General features: G+C 71.9%; 14 protein-coding genes and 1 tRNA gene. 10 read left to right on the top strand and 5 right to left on the bottom strand.

Annotated features, from left to right (window positions below; translation table 11 throughout):
* Entirely contained in the window at positions 1-1,032 is a 1,032-nt protein-coding gene (locus AB0F29_RS06880) for an NAD-dependent epimerase/dehydratase family protein (RefSeq protein WP_361868192.1), read from the bottom strand.
* Between the two features lie 544 nt (positions 1,033-1,576).
* Between AB0F29_RS06880 and AB0F29_RS06885 the strand changes: the two genes are divergently transcribed.
* The 3 genes from AB0F29_RS06885 (at position 1,577) to AB0F29_RS06895 (ending at position 3,856) form a co-directional block, all read left to right on the top strand.
* Positions 1,577-1,915 carry a helix-turn-helix transcriptional regulator gene (locus AB0F29_RS06885; RefSeq protein WP_361868194.1) on the top strand — a complete coding sequence of 113 codons (339 nt, stop codon included), beginning with the start codon at positions 1,577-1,579 and terminating at the stop codon, positions 1,913-1,915.
* Positions 1,916-2,270: 355 nt separating this feature from the next.
* Complete coding sequence (locus AB0F29_RS06890; RefSeq protein WP_356727852.1) at positions 2,271-2,468, top strand: helix-turn-helix domain-containing protein; 198 nt, start codon at positions 2,271-2,273, stop codon at positions 2,466-2,468.
* Entirely contained in the window at positions 2,465-3,856 is a 1,392-nt protein-coding gene (locus tag AB0F29_RS06895; protein WP_361868197.1) for a site-specific integrase, read from the top strand. The genes AB0F29_RS06890 and AB0F29_RS06895 overlap by 4 nt, the downstream gene beginning before the upstream one ends.
* Positions 3,857-4,119: 263 nt before the next feature.
* Here the strand turns inward: AB0F29_RS06895 and AB0F29_RS06900 are convergent.
* Positions 4,120-4,195: transfer RNA gene (locus tag AB0F29_RS06900), tRNA-Arg, on the bottom strand.
* Positions 4,196-4,501: 306 nt separating this feature from the next.
* Between AB0F29_RS06900 and AB0F29_RS06905 the strand changes: the two genes are divergently transcribed.
* From AB0F29_RS06905 to AB0F29_RS06935, 7 genes are all read left to right on the top strand, one after another.
* Positions 4,502-6,145, top strand: a complete 1,644-nt coding sequence (locus AB0F29_RS06905) for an ATP-binding protein (RefSeq protein ID WP_361868199.1) — start codon at positions 4,502-4,504, stop codon at positions 6,143-6,145.
* Positions 6,142-8,037: a GTPase gene (locus AB0F29_RS06910; protein WP_361868202.1), complete on the top strand. Its 1,896-nt coding sequence runs from the start codon at positions 6,142-6,144 to the stop codon at positions 8,035-8,037. The genes AB0F29_RS06905 and AB0F29_RS06910 overlap by 4 nt, the downstream gene beginning before the upstream one ends.
* A gap of 135 nt (positions 8,038-8,172) precedes the next feature.
* Positions 8,173-8,634, top strand: coding sequence for a single-stranded DNA-binding protein (locus AB0F29_RS06915; protein WP_361868204.1), 462 nt, complete (start codon positions 8,173-8,175; stop codon positions 8,632-8,634).
* A gap of 199 nt (positions 8,635-8,833) precedes the next feature.
* Entirely contained in the window at positions 8,834-10,321 is a 1,488-nt protein-coding gene (locus AB0F29_RS06920) for a Cys-Gln thioester bond-forming surface protein (RefSeq protein WP_361868207.1), read from the top strand.
* A gap of 125 nt (positions 10,322-10,446) precedes the next feature.
* On the top strand, positions 10,447-12,111 hold the full coding sequence (gene ettA, locus AB0F29_RS06925; RefSeq protein ID WP_361868209.1) for an energy-dependent translational throttle protein EttA: 1,665 nt from the start codon (positions 10,447-10,449) through the stop codon (positions 12,109-12,111).
* A gap of 5 nt (positions 12,112-12,116) precedes the next feature.
* Positions 12,117-12,539, top strand: a complete 423-nt coding sequence (locus tag AB0F29_RS06930; RefSeq protein ID WP_030077631.1) for a thioesterase family protein — start codon at positions 12,117-12,119, stop codon at positions 12,537-12,539.
* Positions 12,536-13,252, top strand: coding sequence for a hypothetical protein (locus AB0F29_RS06935; RefSeq protein WP_361868211.1), 717 nt, complete (start codon positions 12,536-12,538; stop codon positions 13,250-13,252). The genes AB0F29_RS06930 and AB0F29_RS06935 overlap by 4 nt, the downstream gene beginning before the upstream one ends.
* 115 nt (positions 13,253-13,367) lie before the next feature.
* Here the strand turns inward: AB0F29_RS06935 and AB0F29_RS06940 are convergent, their stop codons facing one another.
* The 3 genes from AB0F29_RS06940 to AB0F29_RS06950 are packed head-to-tail and all read right to left on the bottom strand — an operon-like array spanning position 13,368 to position 20,522.
* Positions 13,368-14,372 carry an ABC transporter ATP-binding protein gene (locus tag AB0F29_RS06940; protein ID WP_361868214.1) on the bottom strand — a complete coding sequence of 335 codons (1,005 nt, stop codon included), beginning with the start codon at positions 14,370-14,372 and terminating at the stop codon, positions 13,368-13,370.
* Complete coding sequence (locus tag AB0F29_RS06945) at positions 14,369-17,236, bottom strand: ABC transporter permease (protein ID WP_361868217.1); 2,868 nt, start codon at positions 17,234-17,236, stop codon at positions 14,369-14,371. The genes AB0F29_RS06940 and AB0F29_RS06945 overlap by 4 nt, the downstream gene beginning before the upstream one ends.
* Position 17,237: 1 nt before the next feature.
* Positions 17,238-20,522 (bottom strand): FtsX-like permease family protein, encoded by a 3,285-nt coding sequence (locus AB0F29_RS06950; protein ID WP_361868219.1) that lies wholly within the window; start codon positions 20,520-20,522, stop codon positions 17,238-17,240.
* Between the last annotated feature and the right edge of the window lie 146 nt (positions 20,523-20,668).

Raw genomic sequence — 20,668 nt, forward strand, 5'->3', positions numbered from 1 at the left:
TCAGGCGCTCAACCTGTCCAGGATTTTCTGTTCCTTCTCTGGCGAGATGCCGTGCTCGGCCCAACGGGGATGTTCTACAGGTGTGCCGCCTCCCTGGAGCCATTCCCACGTGTCCGCAACAGTTTCCGCCAAAGGGCGGCACCGGAGCCCAGCTGCCTGCGCACGGGAGGAGTCGATATTCCAGACTCCCGCATGTGTACGCCAGAGTGGCAACTCCGTCCACTGCTCTACGCCGCTCTCGATCAGCAGCTCATCGGGCGCCCAGACGAGTTGTCCGGCTCGGCCGGTGACATCGAGGCATGCCGAAAGGAAGCCGCCCATCGTCTCTCGGCCCAACGGTGCCGTGATGTTGAACGCTTCGCCGCCCCGGCTGGCCGCTTGATCAAGCGCGAAGGCGGCCACATCTCGAACGTCTACGGGCTGAATAGTCTTGTCAGGGGCGCCGGGTGCGAGAATCGTGCCGCCCTTAGAGGCTCGCCGCAGCCACCATGGAAGACGGCCTACGTACTCTCCTGGGCCAAGAATTACACCGGGGCGAAGGACCGACACCCTCGACGGGCCGAACGCCTGGAGCGATGCGCGTTCGGCGCCTGCCTTCTGCCGACCGTAATACCAGTCGGGGCCGCTCCAGTTCGCGGGCAGCCGACCGTAGTCGACATCTGCGTCCGCTGGCCCGTCGAGCACTTCTGATGACTCGCTCAGCGGTTCTGACGGCCACCCCTTATAGGCGTTGACCGTAGAGATGTACACGTAGTTCCCTGCTACGGGTTCCAGTACCTCGGCGCCGGCCAGCACGTCTTTCGGCGCTAGCTCGGAGGCCGAGGTGTCGATCACTGCATCCCAAGGTCCTTCCTGGGCCAGTCGAAGCAGGTCTTCCCGTACGGTTCGGTCCCCGTGGATCTGGTGGGTTCCCGCTGGCGGTGCTCCAGACCTTCCCCTGTTGAAGGCAGACACCGACCACCCGCGATCCAGTGCTGCCTGCGCAACAGCCCTGCCCAGAAACCACGTTCCGCCAAGCACACAGATTCTCATGCCGTTGATCCTGCCCGCTAGCGCTCGCCTACACCAGCGCCTGCCTTGCAAGGGGCGCCCAGAGTCTCCGCCCCAGGCGTGAGCGAAGCCCGCCCGCCGGCACGGGCTGTTTCCCTCGGCCCGACGCCACGCTGCGCAAACGCGGGTCGAACCCCGACCGCGGGAGAATTTGGCGAGCACTACGGGCTTCGGCAGTCTTCTGGTTAGGCCCGTACGAACGTTGCGCGAGGCGTGGGTCTGCTGCAGTGATTTCGCCCTACTGAGGTCGGGGCGGAAGGCCATCTTCGGTTCTGGGCGAGGACATCCGCTCACGGCAGACAGGGAATACCCCCCAAGGACTGGATACCTCTGCCGGGATCATGTCAACGTACAACGTCCCGGAAAACATCAGCCCAGACACCTGGGTAAAGCGACGAGGCGAACAGCTCCGCAGCCCAGCCGGGGGTGCTGCGCTGCCGTGGTCCGCAATTGGGAGGCATATCTGTCTGAATCCGCTATCCGATCTACCCGCTTCACTTCACCCGCGCTCTTTACCCTCGGCGGGTTGAACGCTTGGGTCGGCCAAACGGCGGGTGACTACCTCGCCGTATCCACTGGGCTGTGCGTCTGTGCCTGCGCGGCCGGCTTGTTCGGCGAGGACCTTCTGCAACGCGGCTACCGCGCCGACCGTGTTGTCCTCGCGTACGTTGCGACGCATCCCGACGCCACAACACGACGGGTGGCACGGGCCATCAAGATTCCCCAACGCCGCGCCACGCATCATCTCGACCGGCTCACGGACGACGGCCTGCTGACGGTTGCCTCGGTCGGCGGACCCAGAGCCCTGCGTACATATCGGCTTGCCCTCGCAATCGGCCAGCCCAAGCAGACGCCGGATTCGTGATGCGGCGCGCAACATAGACCACGATCGCCGGTTAGCCAAACCGGCGATCGTCGCGACCATTGAGGTGTTCGCTTTACGGCTGCGCTTGGCGGTGGAGCCGTGGTGGACGTAGGCAGCTTCGCGTTGACAAGAGGAGGCGCGGGGCAGCTCTGCTGCGGCGCTTCGCCGTAGGCAGCGCGTGCCGCCGGCAGGCGGCCGTCCTGGCGCAGCTCGCGCCAGGTGATGCTGCCACACCCCTGTCGCTCCTCGCTCCCTGCAAGGAAACCCCTGCCGTGCGCCAATCCGCGATACCGCTTGCCCTTTTCCGCTCTGAGACGACATTGAGTCCTGCCCTCGGCGGCTGCGAGGTGCCGGCATGGCGGTAGCGGTGCGGCCCAGGGAAAAGCTGACGGTCGATGACGTGTGTGACGAGCTGGGAGTAGCCCGATCGACCTTCTACGACTGGCGGCAGAAGGGGCGAGGGCCGCGTTGCATTCGGCTGCCTAACGGCAGTCTCCGGATACGGCGCAGTGATTTCGAAAACTGGCTTAGTGATTGTGAGGATGCATCTTGATCGATGGAACGTTTGACGTACGGATCTACAACATCGAACGCCGAACGCGAGCGAACGGATACACCTACAAGGTGGTCTGGAAGGTCGATAAGAAGAAGCACAGCAAGACGTATTCGTCGAGGGCGCTCGCCGATGCGCGACGCTCCGATCTGTTGACCGCAGTCAAGCGTGGCGAGCCCTTCAGTACCGAGACCGGTATGCCGATCTCGTACTCCAGCAAGGCGGCGGAAACTAACTGGTACGACTTTGCTGTCGAGTTCGTCGACAAGAGGTGGTCGCACTTCTCAGCCAACCAGCGGAAGAACGTAGCCAAGGCGATGACCCCCGCGACCATCGCCCTGCTCCGAACGCCTCCCAGGCAGTTTGATCCGGTCAAGGTGCGTACCGCGCTGCGCGAGTACGCCTTCAACTACAAGCGCCGGACGAACCCTGAAGAGGCGATACCTGATGAGGTCCGCGTCATTCTCGAATGGGTTCAGCGCAACTCTTTGTCGATGGCCGCGTGGGAGCAGTCGGACCGGGTCGACGCGGTCGTCACTGCGCTCGGAACCCGGCTGGACGGCACGACGGCGGCGTCCAGCTCTGTGTCCCGCAACCGGCGGATCATGAACCTGGCGATGGAGCATGCCGTTCGGCACGGCATCCTGAGCCGGAACCCCCTCCCAAAGGGTAAGGGCAGCGGGGGCGGCGCCCCCAAGGTCGCTCAGGCCATCGACAAGCGCTCGCTGCTGAGCCCCGAGCAAGTCACCGCGCTCCTCGACTGGATCGGCAAGCGCCCCCGACGGGGGCTGGTCTACAGGGCCTTCTTCGCCGCTCTGTGCTACGCCGGCCTTCGACCGGAGGAAGCTGTCGCACTGCATGTGAGCGACGCCGCGCTCCCGGAGACGGGCTGGGGTGAGTTCATCGTGCACAGCGCCCGGCCGGAGGTCGGCAGCCAGTGGACCGACAGCGGGCAACCTCACGACATCCGCGACCTGAAGGGACGAGCCGTGGGCGACACTCGGACCGTGCCCATCCACCCCGACCTCGTCGCGTTCCTCCGCGAGATCATAGACCGCTACAAACTCAAGCCGACGGACCTCCTCTTTCCTGGGGAGAACGGTGGGATGCTGGCGGGCTCGGTGTTCCGACGGGTGTGGGAAAAGGCTCGAAAGGTTGTTCTCAAGCCGCACGAGTTCGAGTCGCCCGCAGGCAAGCGCGTGTATGACTGCCGCAACACCTGCCTCACGGCGTGGCTCAATAAGGGCATCCCGCCGGCCCAGGTCGCCGAGTGGGCGGGGAACAGTGTGCCCGTGCTCCTCGCCACTTACGCGAGGTGCATCAACGGACAGCTCGCGAACTATCTCAAGCAGATTGAGGACGTCCGGTACGTCCCCGAGGAGGTGTAACCGGACGTGATCGAGGGCGGTGCGGAACCCCAGGTAGACGGGGCCCGCACCGCCCTTTAGCGTTACTCCGCAGGGGCGGTTCGGGTGCATTTGGGTGGGGGAAGCTGGGGGACGCATGGGGGACAGGCACCCGTAGAAGCCCAGTTTCAGCCGTTGCCAGCCGGACGCCCGCGCCTTCTGGCGAAGCGGGTGTTCACTGGAAATCTGCCTGGCCAGACATAGTCTGACCAGGCAGAACGCGGCCCACCTGGACGTGATGTCGGTGGCGCCCCCGGCAGGACTCGAACCTGCGGCCAAGCGCTTAGAAGGCGCCTGCTCTATCCACTGAGCTACGGGGGCCGGGAGTCCTGATCGGTGGTTCCGTGGCCGTGCCGGGACAAGGATAGGGCTCCGATCCCCTGGACCCGGTTGCTTCACCTGCGTGGCACGATGTGGAGGTTCGGTGAAGCGAACCGATAATCGCAGGTAGGTGCGATTCCTGCATCGGTTTTCGCTCCCCTCGCGCCGGGTGTTGTGTACTCGTTATGCCCCCGCCCCACTCGTCCCCTCTGTCCTGACTCTGTCCAGAGGGTGGAACCGCCGCGCAGAGGGGGCTATACGCTTCAAAAAGGCTCCAAAGTTGGGCATTCTTCGCATGTGGTGACCATGGACGTACGGCCTCAGCTCATCGACGCACTTTCCGCCCTGCGCGACCGTGTCGCCGCCGTGCGTCTTCCACTGCCCCTGCCGGGGGCCGAACGCGCCCGGCAGACCAGGGTCGAACTCCTCGCCCAGCTCGACGACTACCTCCTGCCGCGCCTCAAGGACCCCGAGGCGCCGCTGCTCGCCGTGATCGGCGGATCCACCGGGGCCGGGAAGTCCACCCTGCTCAACTCGCTGGTGGGCTGCCGGCTCAGCGAGGCCGGGGTGCTGCGGCCCACCACCCGGACCCCGGTGCTGGTCTGTCACCCGGACGACCACCACTGGTTCGCCGGGGTGCGGGTGCTGCCCCAGCTGACCCGGATCTGGCTGCCGCCGGGTCAGACGCCCGACCCGGACGGACTGGACGACCTCGCGGCCCGGGGTGAGGACGGGGAGACCGCGCTGCGGGTCGAGACCGCCGTGAGCCTGCCCCGCGGGCTCGCCCTCCTGGACGCCCCCGACATCGACTCGCTCGTCGTACGCAACCGGGTCCTCGCCGCCGAACTCATCTGCGCCGCCGACGTCTGGGTGATGGTCACCACCGCCTCGCGCTACGCCGACGCCGTGCCCTGGCACCTGCTGCGTACCGCGAAGGAGTACGACGCGGCCCTCGTCACCGTCCTCGACCGGGTGCCCCACCAGGTGATCGCCGAGGTGTCCCGGCAGTACGCGGCGCTGCTGACCCGGGCCGGGCTCGGGGACGTACCCCGGTTCACCATCCCCGAGCTGCCCGAGTCCGCGGGCGGCGGCAGCGGACTGCTCCCCACCACCGCCGTCGCCCCGCTGCGCGCCTGGCTCGCCCACCGGGCCCAGGACCCCGCCGCCCGGCAGCAGGCGGTGGCGCGTACCGCCTCCGGCGTCATCCAGTCGCTCAACGTGCGGATGCCCTCACTGGCCTCCGCCGTCGCCGCCCAGTACGCCGCCTCCGTACGGCTGACCGGGGTGGTCCAGGACGCGTACGGCACGGAGGCCGCCCGGATCCGGCGCCGCCTCCGGAGCGGTGCCGTGCTCTCCGGGGACGCGCGGACCAGGTGGCGCGGCTACCCGCTCTACAGCTCGCCCGAGGAACTCCTCGAAGCCCTCGTCGACAGCCTGGTGGCCCTGCTCCAGTGCTCGGTCTCCGCCGCCGACGAACAGATCCGCACCCAGTGGCGCCGCGAGCCCGCCGGTGGTCTGTTCCGGTTCGAGGGCGCCGGACGCGAGGCGGGCGGCTGGGGGCCCGCCGAGGACGTCGAAGGCCGGATCTCCGTCGCCGTACGCCGGTGGCGGCGGGTCCTGGAGGAACTGGCCGAGGAGGAGGTGCGCCAGCTCGAACGCAATGTGGCGCCCGCCCCCGAGATCGTCGCCGCACTGCTCGCGGCCGCCCTCCTCGGCGGGCGGCGCGCCCGTGCGGCGGGGGAGCAGCTCGCCGAACGCATCGGCGCCCAGGGCGCGCTGCGCCTCCGCGACAAGGGCGGTGAGCTGCTGACGACCTACCTCGACCAGGTACTCGGCGGCGAACGCGACCGCCGCCTCGCCCCGCTCGACGCGCTCGACGTCGCCCCCGAACCCCAGGCCGAACTGATCGCCGCGCTTTCCGTACTGCAGAAGGAGAGGTGGCAGCGATGACCGCCGTCACGGACCAGGACAACAGCAACGGCAGCGGCAGCGGCGGCGGGAAGTCGGACGCGGAGGCGCCGGACAGGGGTGCGGACGGGCGCTGGGACGACGGGCTCATCGCCCGGCGCGCGGCGGCCGCCGAGGCTCGTGAGGCCGGGGAAGCCGCCCCCCGGACGCCCGCCGACGACGACGAGGAGCCGCAGGTCGAGGCGTACGTCCCCTCCGGCGGGCCGCTGCCACCCCGGCTCGACGCCCTGCGCGAGCTTGTCGGGCTCTCCCGCGCCCGGCTCGACCGGGACACGCTCGCCGAGGCGGGACGCGTGCTGGACGAGGCCGCAGCCCGGCAGCGGCTCTCCTCGCGGCACACGGTCATCGCCGTCGCGGGAGCCACCGGCAGCGGGAAGTCGACCCTGTTCAACGCGCTCGCCGGGGCCCCGATCTCCGACACCGGGCTGCGCCGGCCCACCACCTCCCAGCCCATCGCGTGCAGCTGGACCGACGGGGCCGCCGGCCTGCTGGACCGCCTCGCCGTCCCCGGCCGGCTGCGGCGCAGGCCCCACCCCGGGCCCGCCACCCTCGACGAGGCGCTCCAGGGACTCGTCCTGGTCGACCTGCCCGACCACGACTCGGCGGCCACCGAACACCGCGACCAGGTGGACCGGGTGCTGGCCCTGGTCGACGCGGTCATCTGGGTCGTCGACCCGGAGAAGTACGCCGACGCCGCCCTCCACGAGCGCTATCTGCGCCCGCTCGCCGGGCACGCCGAGGTCACCTTCGTCGTCCTCAACCAGACCGACCGGCTCCCCGGCGAGGCGGCCGACCTCGTCCTCGACGACCTGCGCCGCCTCCTCGACGAGGACGGCATCGCGCTCGGCGAGCACGGCGAACCCGGCGCCACCGTCATGTCCCTGTCCGCGCTCACCGGCGACGGGGTGCCCGAACTCCGCGAGATGGTCGGCCGCTTCGTCCAGGACCGCACGGCCGCCACCCGCCGACTCTGGGCCGACGTCGACGCGGCGGCGGCGCGGCTGCGCCCGGTCTACGTGGCCGAGGGCCGGCCCGGACTCGGAGAGCGGGCCCGCGACGAGTTCACCGACCGGCTGGCCGAGGCCGTCGGCGCGGCGGCCGCCGGACAGGCCGCCGAGCGGGAGTGGCGCAGGAACGCCGGGCGGGCCTGCGGGACGCCGTGGCTGCGGCTCTGGCGCTGGTACGAGAACCGGGGCCTGCCCGGCAGCCTGGACCGGATGGGCCAGGCGCTGACCCCGCCCGAAGAGGAACTGACGGCCCGGCAGCGGGTTGAGCAGGCGGTACGGATCGTCGCGGACGACGCCGCCGACGGGCTGCCGGGGCCCTGGGCGCAGGCGGTGCGCGAGGCCGCGTTCAACGGGGCGAAGGGGCTGTCCGAGGCGCTGGACGAACTGGCGGTCAAGGCCGGGGCCCCCGGCGCGTCCAAGCGGGGCGGCAGAACGGAGACGGGACACGGGGCCATCGCCGGAACCTCTCCCGGAGCCCCGCGCGGCGGCCGTCCGGCCAAGCCGCCCCGGCCGAAGTGGTGGCCCGCCGCGGTGCTGGCCCAGGTGTCGATGACGCTCCTCCAGATCTTCGGCGGCCTGTGGCTGGTCGGCCAGATCATCGGCGTTCTGGAGCCGGGGCTCGTCACGCCCGCGCTCATCATGCTGGCCGGAGTCGTCGGCGGCCCGCTCGTGGAGTGGTCCTGCGCCGCGGCCATCCGGGGACCGGCCAGGCGGTACGGGCAGGACGCCGAGCGGCGGCTGCGCGAGGCGGCCGCCGGATGCGGGCGGGCCAGGGTCCTGGACCCGGTCGCCGCCGAACTGGTGCGCTACCGGGAAGTGCGCGAGCGGTACGTGACGGTGACGGAGTTCTCCACAACCGGCCGGTAGTCCACAGGCCCGGACGCGATTCCCGCCCGGCGCCCACCATGGAGTCCGCACCCCACCGACGCCCGGAGAGGTACGAGCGGTGCGATGCGGTACGAGCGGTGCGATCCGGTACGACAAGGAATGCGGGGGCGGGAAATGAACGAGACCTTGGTGACACTGGTGGGTAACGCCGCGACGGCGGTGGAGTTCCGCGAGACGGCCACCGGTGGAATGGCGCGATTCCGTTTCGCCGTGACTCCGCGGCGCTGGGACCGTGAGAAGCAGCTCTGGGCCGACGGCCGCACCAGCTTCTACACCGTCTGGTCCTGGCGGACGCTCGCCGCGAACCTGGCCGGTTCAGTTTCGGTCGGAGAACCTCTGGTCGTGCACGGCCGGTTGAAGGTCCGCGAGGAGGAACAGGCCGGGCAGCGAGGGACGTTCGTCGACGTCGAGGCGGTCGCCGTCGGCCACGACCTGAGCCGGGGAACGGCCGCCTTCCGCCGGGCGGCGAGAGCGGAACCAGTTCTGACGGAGCGTCCGGAAAGTGTCACGGACGGCGATGCGCACGCGGCGCCGAATCAGCGCGAACACGTCGACGCAATGGCCGCGGTGTCCTGAAAAGGCTGGTCGTCGACAAGCGCGACAGGCCGTCGCGCGATAACGATTCCGATTCGGAATGGTTGTGCAAGGGCAGTACGGGGGACTGCCCTTGCACCGTTCTTTAGGATTCCCAGTGCTCACGGGTCACTTGGGTCTGCTGGCGAGGCATTCCCCACACGCGCACCATGCGCGAGGGCCTCGCCCGGAGGGGAATTCTGTGTTTTCTGCGTCTTCAGCGTCCGCTGCGTCGTCCGGCACGACAGGGGCTCCCCCCGGCCGCGGCACCCGCCGCCGGGTCGCCGCGCTGCTGCTCTCCGGTCTCGTCGCGGCTGCCGCACTCGTCGGCGCCGGACCGGCGGCGGCCGACGACCCGGGCCGGCACCACAGCGGCGCGGCCGCGGTGCTCGACGGGCTGAAGACCTTCGACAGTGCCGTGCTCCGCGTCGCGGGGAAGGACGGTGCGCCCGACCGGACCCAGGAACTACCCGCCGGACTGTTCGAGATGACCGTGGACGGCGGCGGCAAGCTCAAGACCTACTGCGTCGACCTCCACAACCCCACCCAGGACCAGGCGAGGTATCTGGAGACGCCCTGGGCCGAGACCTCGCTGAGCACCAACCGGAACGCGGGGAAGATCCGCTGGATCCTCCAGCACTCCTACCCCCAGGTCGACGACCTGGCCGCGCTCGCCGACGCGGCCGGCACCGGCCCGCTGACCGAGCGGACCGCCGCCGCCGGGACCCAGGTCGCCATCTGGCGCTACTCGGACAACGCCGATGTCACGGCGGCGGACAAGCAGGCGGAGAAGCTCGCCGACTGGCTGCACCGCAACGCGCGCAAGACGAAGGAGCCCCGGGCCTCGCTGACCCTGGAGCCGGCCGCCGTCTCCGGCCGGGCCGGCGAGCGGCTCGGCCCCGTGACCGTGCGCACCGCCGCCGACCAGGTCTCGGTGTCGCCCCCGGTGGACGCGGCGGTCAGCGGCATCGCGGTCACGGACGAGAAGGGCGCCCCCGTCACCGCCGCGGCGGACGGAGACCGGCTCTACTTCGCCGTGCCCAAGGACACCGCCGACGGCACCGCCTCCCTGACCGTCCAGGCCACCACCTCCGTGCCGGTCGGCCGGGCCCTCGTCGGGACCGGCCGCACCCAGACCCAGATCCTGGCCGGCTCCAGCGAGTCCACGGTCTCCGCGCGGGCCGGCGCCACCTGGGCCGAGAAGGGCGCCGCCCCCGCACTGACCGCGCGGAAGAACTGCGCGGCGGGCGGCGTGGACATCACGGCCGCCAACCGGGGCGACGAGCCCTTCACCTTCGAGCTGGCCGGAACCGAGCACACCATCGCCGCCGGGGCCACCCGCACGGTGACGGTCCCCGTCGCCGAGGACCAGGCGTACGACTTCACCATCACCGGGCCCGGCGGGTTCGCCAGGTCCTTCACCGGGGTGCTGGACTGCGCCACCAGCGGCAGCGTCCTGGACCGCGAGGGCGCGGGCGACGCCGGCAACGACATCGGCACACGGAGCGCCCAGCAGTCCGTCCCGGCCACGACCGGATCCACCACGTCGGGGATGGCGGGCGACCTCGCCGAGACCGGCGGCTCCAGCGCCACCCCGATGCTCGCCGCGGTCGCCATCGGGCTGCTCGTCGTGGGCGGCGGCGCGGTCTTCCTCCTCCGCCGGAAGGCACCGCACTCCGACGGCGAGTGACCCTCCGTACGCGGGAAGTGACGTCTCTCCCGTGTCGATCCCCGGACGGGTTTCCGTCCGGGGAGGGCTGTCAGGCAAGATGGGGTGTATCTGCCCACACCTCTATTGCTGCCGGACGGTTTCTCTTGGCTGAGTACATCTACACCATGCGCAAGACGCGCAAAGCGCACGGCGACAAGGTGATTCTCGATGACGTCAACCTGAACTTCCTGCCCGGCGCGAAGATCGGTGTCGTGGGGCCCAACGGCGCCGGTAAGTCCACGGTGCTGAAGATCATGGCGGGCCTGGAGCAGCCGTCCAACGGTGACGCCTTCATCTCGCCCGGCTTCAGCGTCGGCATCCTCATGCAGGAGCCGAAGCTCGACGAGAGCAAGACCGTCCTGGAGAACGTGCAGGACGGCGCCGCCGAGATCATGGGCAAGCTCAAGCGCTTCAACGAGGTCGCCGAGCTGATGGCGACCGACTACTCCGACGCGCTCATGGACGAGATGGGCAAGCTCCAGGAGGACCTGGACCACGCCAACGCCTGGGACCTGGACGCGCAGCTGGAGCAGGCCATGGACGCCCTGGGCTGCCCGCCCGGCGACTGGCCGGTCACCACCCTCTCCGGTGGCGAGAAGCGCCGCGTGGCGCTCTGCAAGCTGCTCATCGAGGCCCCGGACCTGCTCCTCCTCGACGAGCCCACCAACCACCTCGACGCCGAGTCGGTGAACTGGCTGGAGCAGCACCTCTCGAAGTACCCGGGTGCCGTCGTCGCCGTCACCCACGACCGGTACTTCCTGAACAACGTCGCCGAGTGGATCCTGGAGCTCGACCGCGGCCGCGCGATCCCCTACGAGGGCAACTACTCCACGTACCTGGAGCGCAAGGCCACCCGTCTCAAGGTCGAGGGCCGCAAGGACGAGAAGCGCCAGAAGCGGCTCAAGGAGGAGCTGGAGTGGGTCCGCTCCAACGCCAAGGGCCGCCAGACCAAGTCCAAGGCCCGCCTCGCCCGGTACGAGGAGATGGCGGCCGAGGCGGACAAGATGCGGAAGCTGGACTTCGAGGAGATCCAGATTCCGCCGGGCCCGCGGCTCGGTTCCATCGTCGTCGAGGTCGAGAACCTCTCGAAGGCCTTCGGCGACAAGGTCCTCATCGACGACCTGTCGTTCACGCTGCCCCGTAACGGCATCGTCGGCGTCATCGGTCCGAACGGCGCGGGCAAGACCACGCTGTTCAAGATGATCCAGGGCCTGGAGACGCCGGACAGCGGCGCCATCAAGGTCGGCGACACGGTCAAGATCTCCTACGTCGACCAGTCCCGCGCCAACATCGACCCGAAGAAGACCCTCTGGGCCGTCGTCTCGGACGAGCTGGACTACATCAACGTCGGCCAGGTCGAGATGCCCTCGCGCGCCTACGTCTCCGCGTTCGGCTTCAAGGGCCCGGACCAGCAGAAGCCGGCCGGCGTCCTGTCCGGTGGTGAGCGCAACCGCCTCAACCTGGCGCTGACACTCAAGGAGGGCGGCAACCTGCTGCTCCTCGACGAGCCCACCAACGACCTCGACGTCGAGACGCTCTCCTCGCTGGAGAACGCCCTCCTGGAGTTCCCGGGCGCCGCTGTGGTCATCTCCCACGACCGCTGGTTCCTGGACCGCGTCGCCACGCACATCCTCGCCTACGAGGGTGACTCCAAGTGGTACTGGTTCGAGGGCAACTTCGAGTCGTACGAGAAGAACAAGATCGAGCGGCTCGGCGCGGACGCGGCCCGCCCGCACCGTGCCACGTACAAGAAGCTCACGCGAGGCTGATCGTCTTGGCCCGTCACCTCTACAGCTGCCCCCTGCGCTGGTCGGACATGGATGCCTTCGGCCACGTCAACAACGTGGTCTTCCTCCGCTACCTGGAGGAGGCGCGCATCGACTTCATGTTCCGGCTGGCGCCCGGGGACGGCTCGCCGTCGTTCTCGGGCGGGTCCGTCGTGGCCCGTCACGAGATCGACTACGTACGGCCGCTGGTCCACCGGCACGAGCCGGTGACCGTCGAGTCGTGGGTCACGAAGATCGGCGCCGCGTCCCTGACGATCGCCTATGAGATCAAGGACGCCGACCAGGTGTACGTACGCGCCTCGACCGTCGTCGTGCCGTACGACCTGGCGGCGGAGCGGCCCCGGCGGATCTCCGCCGAGGAGAAGCTCTTCCTTCAGCAGTACCTGGCAGAGGAGCCCGCCGCGGCATGACCGTGCCTGTGCAGTCGCTGCGGTTCGCCGACGCGAGGGAGGCGGCGGATCTCGCCGCCTTCCTCGGCCGGCTGCTCCACTACGACCGGGCCGCGGCGGTCCGGTTGCAGGCGGGCGGCGGCGACGCACTGGCCGTGTTCGGCCGCCCGCCCTCCTTCGAGGTCCTCGCCATCCGCGCCGCCCGCCTGGCCCGCCCCGAGACGCTCGACGTCACGGTGTCGGCCGGGGAGCTGCTGGAAACCCTCGACGTTCCCGTCCCCGGTGGCCCCGCGGGTGCCCCGGAGCCGGGCGCCGGTGCGCTGCCCGCCCCGGTCACCGGGCCGCCCTGGACCGGTGTCCTGCCGCCCCGGGGGCCCTGGGAGGAGCAGCCGGGACTGCCCGGGCCGGATGCCCTGCGCGCCGTGCTGGAGGGAGCCGTCACCGAGTTCCGCACCCGGGACGGGGCCCTGCCCGAGGAGCGGCGCACCCGTGCGGAGAGGGACCGTATCGGCCGGGAGATCTGGTCCCGGCCGGTGGGGACCACGGATCTTCCGCTCCGGGCCGTCCACGCGGCCCAGTCCCTCGGCTTCCTCCGGGCCGACCCGCGCTTCCCGGTGTCGCTGCTGTCCTCGGGCAGCTGGCTCCGGCTGCGGAGCCCGTACGGCTCGATCGCCCTGCGCCGCGCGACGAGCGGCGAGCTCGGCGCCCTGCCCTTCACCGTCGGCACCCGCTGACCCGAAGGCTCCGCACCCCCGAAGGGTCTGCGCCTCCGAAGGGCCCGCTGACCCGTAGGCCCCGCGCCCCTCGACGCAACGGGTGCACCCCGTGTCGCCGCCGTGAGTACCGGCCCTACTTGCCCGGCTCCTCCGGGGCCGCCCCGTGTGCGTCCGGCCAGACGCCGATGTGGTCCTGCTCCAGCTCCAGCAGCACCCGGTGTTCCATGCCCAGCGTCTGCGTGTAGTCCGCGGGCAGCTGGAGCCGCCCCGCCCGGTCGAGCATCGCGTACTCCCGGGCCACCTGCGACTCCTGGCCCGTCGCCGCGTCCACCTCCGTGCGGCGCAGCACCTCGGACGAGGTACGGCCGTCGCGGATGGCGACCGTACGCCGCACCTCGCTCGCGACCGCCTGGTCATGGGTGACGATCACGATCGAGGTCCCCAACTCCTCGTTGGCGCGACGGAACGCGGCGAAGACCTGCTCCCCGGTGGCCGAGTCCAGCTCCCCGGTCGGCTCGTCCGCGAGCAGCACGGACGGGGAGTTGGCCAGCGCCACCGCGATGGCCACCCGCTGCTGCTGCCCGCCGGACAGCTGCTGGGGGCGCCGGTCGCGGCAGTCCGCGATGTCGAGCATGGTGAGCAACGATTCGGCGCGGGTGGCCCGTTCGCGCTTGCTGCCGCCACCGCGCAACTGCATGGGCAGGGTGATGTTCTGGATCGCTGTGAGATACGGGAGAAGGTTGCGGGCGGTCTGCTGCCAGACGAACCCGACCACGTCCCGACGGTAGCGCAGCCGCTCCTTCGGGCCCATCGACAGCAGATCGCAGCCCGCGACCTTCGCCGACCCCGCCGTCGGCACGTCCAGGCCCGCCAGGATGTTCATCAGCGTCGACTTCCCGCTGCCCGACGCCCCCACCAGAGCCATCAACTCGCCCTCGGTGACCAGCAGGTCGAGGCCCTGGAGGGCCTGCACCTCCACCCCGTCCGTGGTGAAGATCCGCACCACGCGGTCGCAGGCGATCAGCGCGTCGTGCCCGTAGGAAGGGCGGTCCCGGCGGGCCGCGGCCCGCTGCTCCAGCTCCGCCAGCGTCGTTTCGGCCGCGCGGGCCGTGCCGTCCGTCTCGGTGGACGAGGTCATCGGGAGTCTCCTGCCCTGAGTTCGGTGATCGATCCGCGGCGGCTCGCCCACCACGCCTGAACGCCCGCGACCGCGGCGGCGAGCGCCACGACCCCGGCGGCCGGCAGCCCCAGCGACCAGAGGTCGGTGCGCAGGGGGACGGGGCTCGTGTCCGATCCGGCGACGCCCGCGAGCGCCAGCGGCACCAGATCGACGCCGGGGGAGAGCAGGGCGATGGTCGCCCAGCCGGTGAACAGTCCACCGCCCGCCGCCAGCAGCGCCTGCGGCGTCGCCTCGAAGGCCAGCAGCCGCCTGCCCTGCCCGGTGGTGAGCCCCATCGTGCGCAGCCGTGCCAGCAGCGTCTTGCGCTCCGGCGCGGTCTGGAGCAGCGACAGCAGGACGGCCAGCAGCGCGTACCCGGCGCCCGCCGCGACGGCCGCGAGGTAGATCCGCTCGGCCCCCGCCTGCATCGGGGTGTTCACGTACCGCGCGCGCTCCTCGGAACGGAGGTGCGCGGCGTACTCCTTGCCGCTTCCTTCGACCGCCGCGTGCAGCTTCCCGGGATCCGGTGCGCCGGTGAGGAGCAGCGTGGTGGGTGCCTGCTGCTCCAGGGCGGCGGAGTTGACGATCAGGAAGTTCGTGGTGGAGACCGAGGCGACGCGCGGGGTGGTCCCCACGACCTGGACCTTGAAGTTGCCGGACAGCGTGTCGAGCGCCTGCGGCTCCTTGCCCAGGCGGGCCGCCACCGCCGGGGAGGCGATGGCCGGCAGGACGCGGTCCGGACCGGCCTCCGTGCCTTCGGGCAGGGGGGCCGAGGGGCCGGTGGCCTTCAGCCGGGCGGCCGGGAAGGCCGGCAGCCCGGTCGCGCGGGCCAGCTCGGCGTACCGGGCGGGATCGACGCCGACGATGGCCGCTGCCCCCACGTCCTCGCCGCTGCCGCTGCCTGTAGCCGTACCCGTACTCGTATCCGTATCGGCACCGCCCCCGTTGGCTCCGCCGTCACCGGCCACGGCCTCCGGCAGGGCCACGCTGTGCTCGATCCGCAGCGGTGCCACGCCCCGTACGCCGTCCAGGTCGCGCACCGTGCGGATCAGCTCGTCGGGCAGCGTCGTCTGCTCGCTCACGCCGCTGACCCTGGCGTCCGCGCCGACGGCCGCCAGCGCCGCGTCGTCCCGCGCGTCCCCGATGCCGGCGATCACCGAGCCGCCGAACGCCGCCGTGGCCAGCGCCAGCAGCAGGGCCAGTAGCGGCAGCGCCCCGCCGGCCGAGGAACGGCCGGCGCGGGCCAGCGAGAGGAAGCCGATCGCCCCGCGCAGCCGGGCCATCGGGCGCGTGGCGAGCCGCAGGGGCAGCGGATAGAGGCGTACCAGCACCAGCGCCGCGATCAGCGCGACCAGCACCGGCGCGGCGCTGACCAGCAGGTCGGTGCCGCTGTCGGACGACGTACCGCGACGGCGCAGCGCCGTCACCGCGCCGGCCGCCAGCACGAGCAGGGTCAGTTCGGCCACGGTCCGCCGGCGCGAGGGCCGGGCGCTCACCATGTCCTCGCGGGCCCCGTGCAGCATCGGCCGGATGTGCTGGAGCGTCGTCCGCAGCGGCAGGGCGACGCAGACCAGGAGGCCGACGCCGGCGGCCGCCAGCGCTCCCGGCCACCAGCGGGCATCGCCCACGGCCAGCACCGCGAGCAGCAGCCCGAGCGCGCTCGCGGGCAGCACGGTCACCGCGGTCTCCGCCAGCAGCCGGCCGCCGATGCCGCGCAGCGATCCGCCGCGTGAGCGCATCAGCGCCAGTTCGCCGCGGCGGCGGGCGGCGATCAGGGCCCCCGTCATCAGCAGCACGACGGCGGCCACGGAGCCGATGCCGAGGGCGGCGACCGCGATCACGGGACTGATCGCGTCGCGCATCCGCGCGTTGGCCTCCACGATATGGCCGAGTCCGGTGGCGAACACCGCGGTCTCCCCGGCGGTCTCCCGCACCTTCAGCAGCCCGGGGCCGCTCTCCAGCGAGGCGATGACGGACGTCAGCCGGGCGCCGTCGCGGCCGGTCAGCCCGGACGGGTCGGGCGGGATCCGCCAGTAGAGGACCGGCTCGGCGGCCGTGCTCAGGAGCGCGGGACCGGCGTCCTCGGCCAGCAGGACGGTGCCGGTCCAGTAGTACACCGGGAAGGGGGCCTCCGGGTCCGGCACCAGGGACGGGGTGCGCAGCAGCGGATCGGCGGACCAGTAGCTGCCGCGCGGATCGCGCGGGGCCACGATGCCGGTGATCGTCACGGTGATGGGTTCCTGGGCCGCGGTGAGCAGCTCGACGGTCGCGCCGACCTTCACCTTCAGCTCGGCCGCCGTCTCCTCGGTGACCGCGCCCTGCACCTCACGGGAGTCCGATGTCACCTCCCGCGGCGTCGTGGGCCACGCGCCCGAGGCCAGGGTGGCATGGTCCTTCAGCCCCGACTGCGCCGCGTAGGAGAGCTTCGGCGGAACCGCGTCGGGCCTCGGCAGCCAGGGCTCGTCCGCGACGGCCGGCTTCGTGGTGCGCACCCCGTACGCGACCGACGACGGGTCGGCGCGCAGCGGTGCGGGCAGCGCCTTCAGGAGCCCGGCCCCGACCCGCCCCAGCTCGGGGCTCCGCACTTCGGCGTCCCGCTGCCCCTGCGGCAGTTCAAGACCGGGCTGGGGGCGGGCGACCTCCAGAACGCCGCGGCTCGCGTCCGCCGTCCGGATGTCGTGGCGCAGCCCCTTCGTCTCGTACGCGTCCACGGCCCGCGGGAACGCCGCGGCGAGGAACGCCGTCACCAGCACCAGCACCGCGAGTGCCGTCGCCGCACCGGGCGCGGTACGCAGCCGGGTACGGATCCACGGGGCGGTGGCCGCCCGGTTGTTGTGACGCATGTCAGTGGTCCCCCTGGTGGCGCAGTGTGACCGCCGGGTCCCCGCGGCGGAGCGCCATCGACGCGACGATCACGAGCGGCAGCGCGGCGACCCCGGCCAGCAGCGCGACGACCTGCCCGGCGGGCAGCTCGACCAGCACCGCCGGAACGGGCCGGTCGGCCTGTCCGGTCAGCACGATGAGCGGAACGACGGCCCGGGTCAGTACCGTGCCGATGCCGAGCCCGATGAGCAGGGCGAGCGCGATCAGCACGCCCTGTTCGGCGGCGATCATGCGGGCCAGCTGGCGGCGCGGCGCGCCGAGCGCCCGCAACACGCCCAGCTCGGCGGAGCGTTCGCGCCGGGACCCCGAGGCGCTGACCGCGAAGCCGACCGCCGCCAGTGCGGCGGCGACCACCGCAACGGCCGGCAGCGCCGACTGCGGCCCCGCCCCCAGCGGATCGTCCATCAGTCGCTGGGCGGCCTCCGCCCGGACCAGCACCTGGGCCGGATCGGTGTCCGGCAGGGCGCGCAGGGCGGCCGCCACCTTCGCGGCGTCGCCCGGGGCGGCGCTCAGCCACCACTCGGTCGCCTCGATCGTGGCGGTCGGCCGGTGGGCCAGGACCTCGGTGACGGCCTTGAGGTCCAGCAGCAGCGCGCCGCCGCTCGCCACCGGGTCCGGGGCGCCGGACGCCCCGTCGGCCCCGGTGGTCGGCAGCCGGCGCACCGCCTCCGCCAGGGTCACCCGGACGGTGTTCCCGGCCAGGGTGACGTCGATCTCGTCGCCCAGTTTCGCGTTGGTGCTCTTCAGATAGGCGTCCGTCACGACCGCCTTGACCGCGGCGGCCTTCGGCCGGGCGGCGGTGACCCGCAGGGTGCCGCTGGTCGGCTCCCAGTTCTCCTCGTTGTCCACGCCGGTGTCGTACGTGAAGTCCGGCAGGCCCGACGCGCCGTTGCGCACCGGCGGCTTGCCCGGCCGGTCCTCGCCGTACTCGGTGAGCGTCATGGCCGCGTCCCAGCGCAGCGACTTGGGGGCCGGCACCGGGCGTTCGGCGCCCGACCCGGCGACCACCCGCACGTCGCTCACCGAGACCCGGTGCTCGCGCGCGTAGTCGGACGGCGCGGCGGCGTCCACCTCGATGCCGATCACGGCCAGACCGCCCGCAGCCGACACCGGGAAGGACACCGGGACCGGCCGGCCGTCCACCGGCACCGGACCGGCCAGGGCGCGGTAGGGGAGACCGTAGCGGTCCTCCAGGAGCACGGTGACCACCGGCGGATCCGGGTCCAGGTCGGCCCCGGCGGGCTTCGACACCGTGGTGATCCGCAGATTCAGCTTCAACCGGGCGCTGTCCTCGGGGAGTACGAGCCCGGGGCGCGGGGCCCGCTCCGGGGCGATGGCCCCGAACAGCTCCCGCGGGCTCCCGTCGGCGAGGTCGGAGCGCATCAGCATCCGTTCGTCCGCGTGCGCGGTGTCCAGGGCGAGGACCTCCGCGGTGCGCCCGCCGGAGACCTCCACGTCGGCCCGGTAGGCGGGGGCAGCCTGCCGCACCCCCTCCAGGGCGCTGTACGAGCCTGCCGTCGCCGGACCGCTCCCGTGCCCGCCCACGAACCGGACCGAGGCGCCGGAGCCGAAGTCCGCCTGGTCGGACTGCGAGCGATTCCAGGAGGCGCTCTGCCCGATCGCCAGCATGCCCATCGCGACCGACAGGACCAGCAGCAGCACCGGCCCCGCCCCGCGCAACGGGCGCCGGCTGAACTGCCAGCCCGCCAGGGCCGCGGGCAGCCCCCGGCCCTTGGCCGCGCGCCGCTCGGCGAGCTTCGCCGCGGGCGGCAGCAGGCGCAGCGTGAGGACGGTCCCGGCGAGCAGTGCCAGCGCGGGGGCGGTGACCAGCAGGGGGTCGATCCCGAGGTTGCCCGCCTGGTCGCCGCTGAGCGCCCCGCTGCCGGACTGCCGGTCCAACTGCCAGTACGCCACCGCCGCGATCAGGAGCAGCCCGAGGTCCGCGCCCGCCCGCACCGGCCCGGGCAGCGACGCGGCCCGGGTCCTGCGCCCACCCGCCCCGGCCGTCAGGGACGGAGCCACCACGGCCAGGGCGCAGGCCAGCGCGACGGCCGCGGAGACCAGCCACACGGTGCCGGTCGAGGCCTCCTGAACCTTCAGCCCGATCCGGGCCAGGGCGCTGCGCTCGGCCAGCAGCCCGGTCAGCGGGCCCGCGAGCAGGGGCGCGACCACTGCGGCGGGCACGGCGAGCAACAGTGCCTCGATCGCGGCGAACGAAGTGATCCGGCCCCGCGAACCGCCCCGGGCCCGCAGCAGTTCGCGCTCCCCGTCACGCTCGCTGTTCAGCAGCCGGGCCACGAGCAGCAGGGCGTACGCGGCGAGCAGCACCAGCTGCACCGCGACGATCATCAGCGTGGAGCGGGAGACCAGCAGCGCCCGGTCGAGCTGGTCGAGCACGGTGGGCAGCGACGTCCGCGCGGTGACCCCGGAGGCGAACACCGGTGCGGCAGACAGGGCCTTCGGGGCGCCGGCCGACGCCTCGCGCAGTCCCTCCATGGAGCCGGTGGTCAGCCCGGCGAAGTCGGCGGACGCCAGCCAGGACGTCTCGCCCTCGGCGAGCACACCGGAGGCGAGGACCGAGGGAGCGGTGAGCAGCGGGCCGTACGTCGTGAACGCGAGCTTGCGCACCCCGCGCCCGCCGAGCGGGTCCAGCTGCCAGTACGGGTCGGACTGGTCGGCGGCCTCGTAGACGCCGGTGACCAGAACCCGCTGCTTCTTGTCGTGCAGCCGGTCGGTGATGGTGAGCCGGGCGCCCGGCTTCAGCTTCAGCGCCTCGGCGGCGACGACGGGCAGCGCGACCTGGACGGGACCCGCGCCGCCGGGGGCCGCGGGGGCCTTGCCCCCGGTGATCCGCACCCGGCTCGGGTCGAGGGCGGCGAAGTGGGTGAGATCCGGCTCCTTGCCCCGCCGGGCGGCCGGCTCCTGGAGGCTCCGCGGCAGCGCGTACGACCCCGAGCTCTCCAGCTTTCCCACGGTCACGGGCAGCCCGTCGTAAGCGTCGCGGGAGGCCTTGCGGACGGCGGCGTCGGCCTCCGCGCGCTGTTCGTGGTCCACGGACGCGGCGACGACGAGGGCGGCGGATGCGGCCGACCCATGGGTGAGCGAGTGGCGCAGGGCGGCGTCGCCCACGGAACCTGAGAACGCGGTGAGCGCCGCCAGGACGGAGGTGGTCAGCAGGACGGCCAGGACGGCCGCGGACAGCAGGAGGCGATGAGCCCTCACCCGCAGAAGGACGAAACCCGTCACCTGATCCCCCAGCCCCGGAAACACCGCGTGCGCACGCCCCCCGACGTACCGGTGATGCTTTCAGAGGCGAAGGGTTCTGGTAACCGCTTGCAGGTACACCTTGATGCGATCGTGATCGTTATGCGGGGATGGAGTGCCGATTTCCG

Source organism: Streptomyces sp. NPDC026589 (assembly GCF_040638385.1).
Taxonomy (GTDB): Bacteria; Actinomycetota; Actinomycetes; order Streptomycetales; family Streptomycetaceae; genus Streptomyces.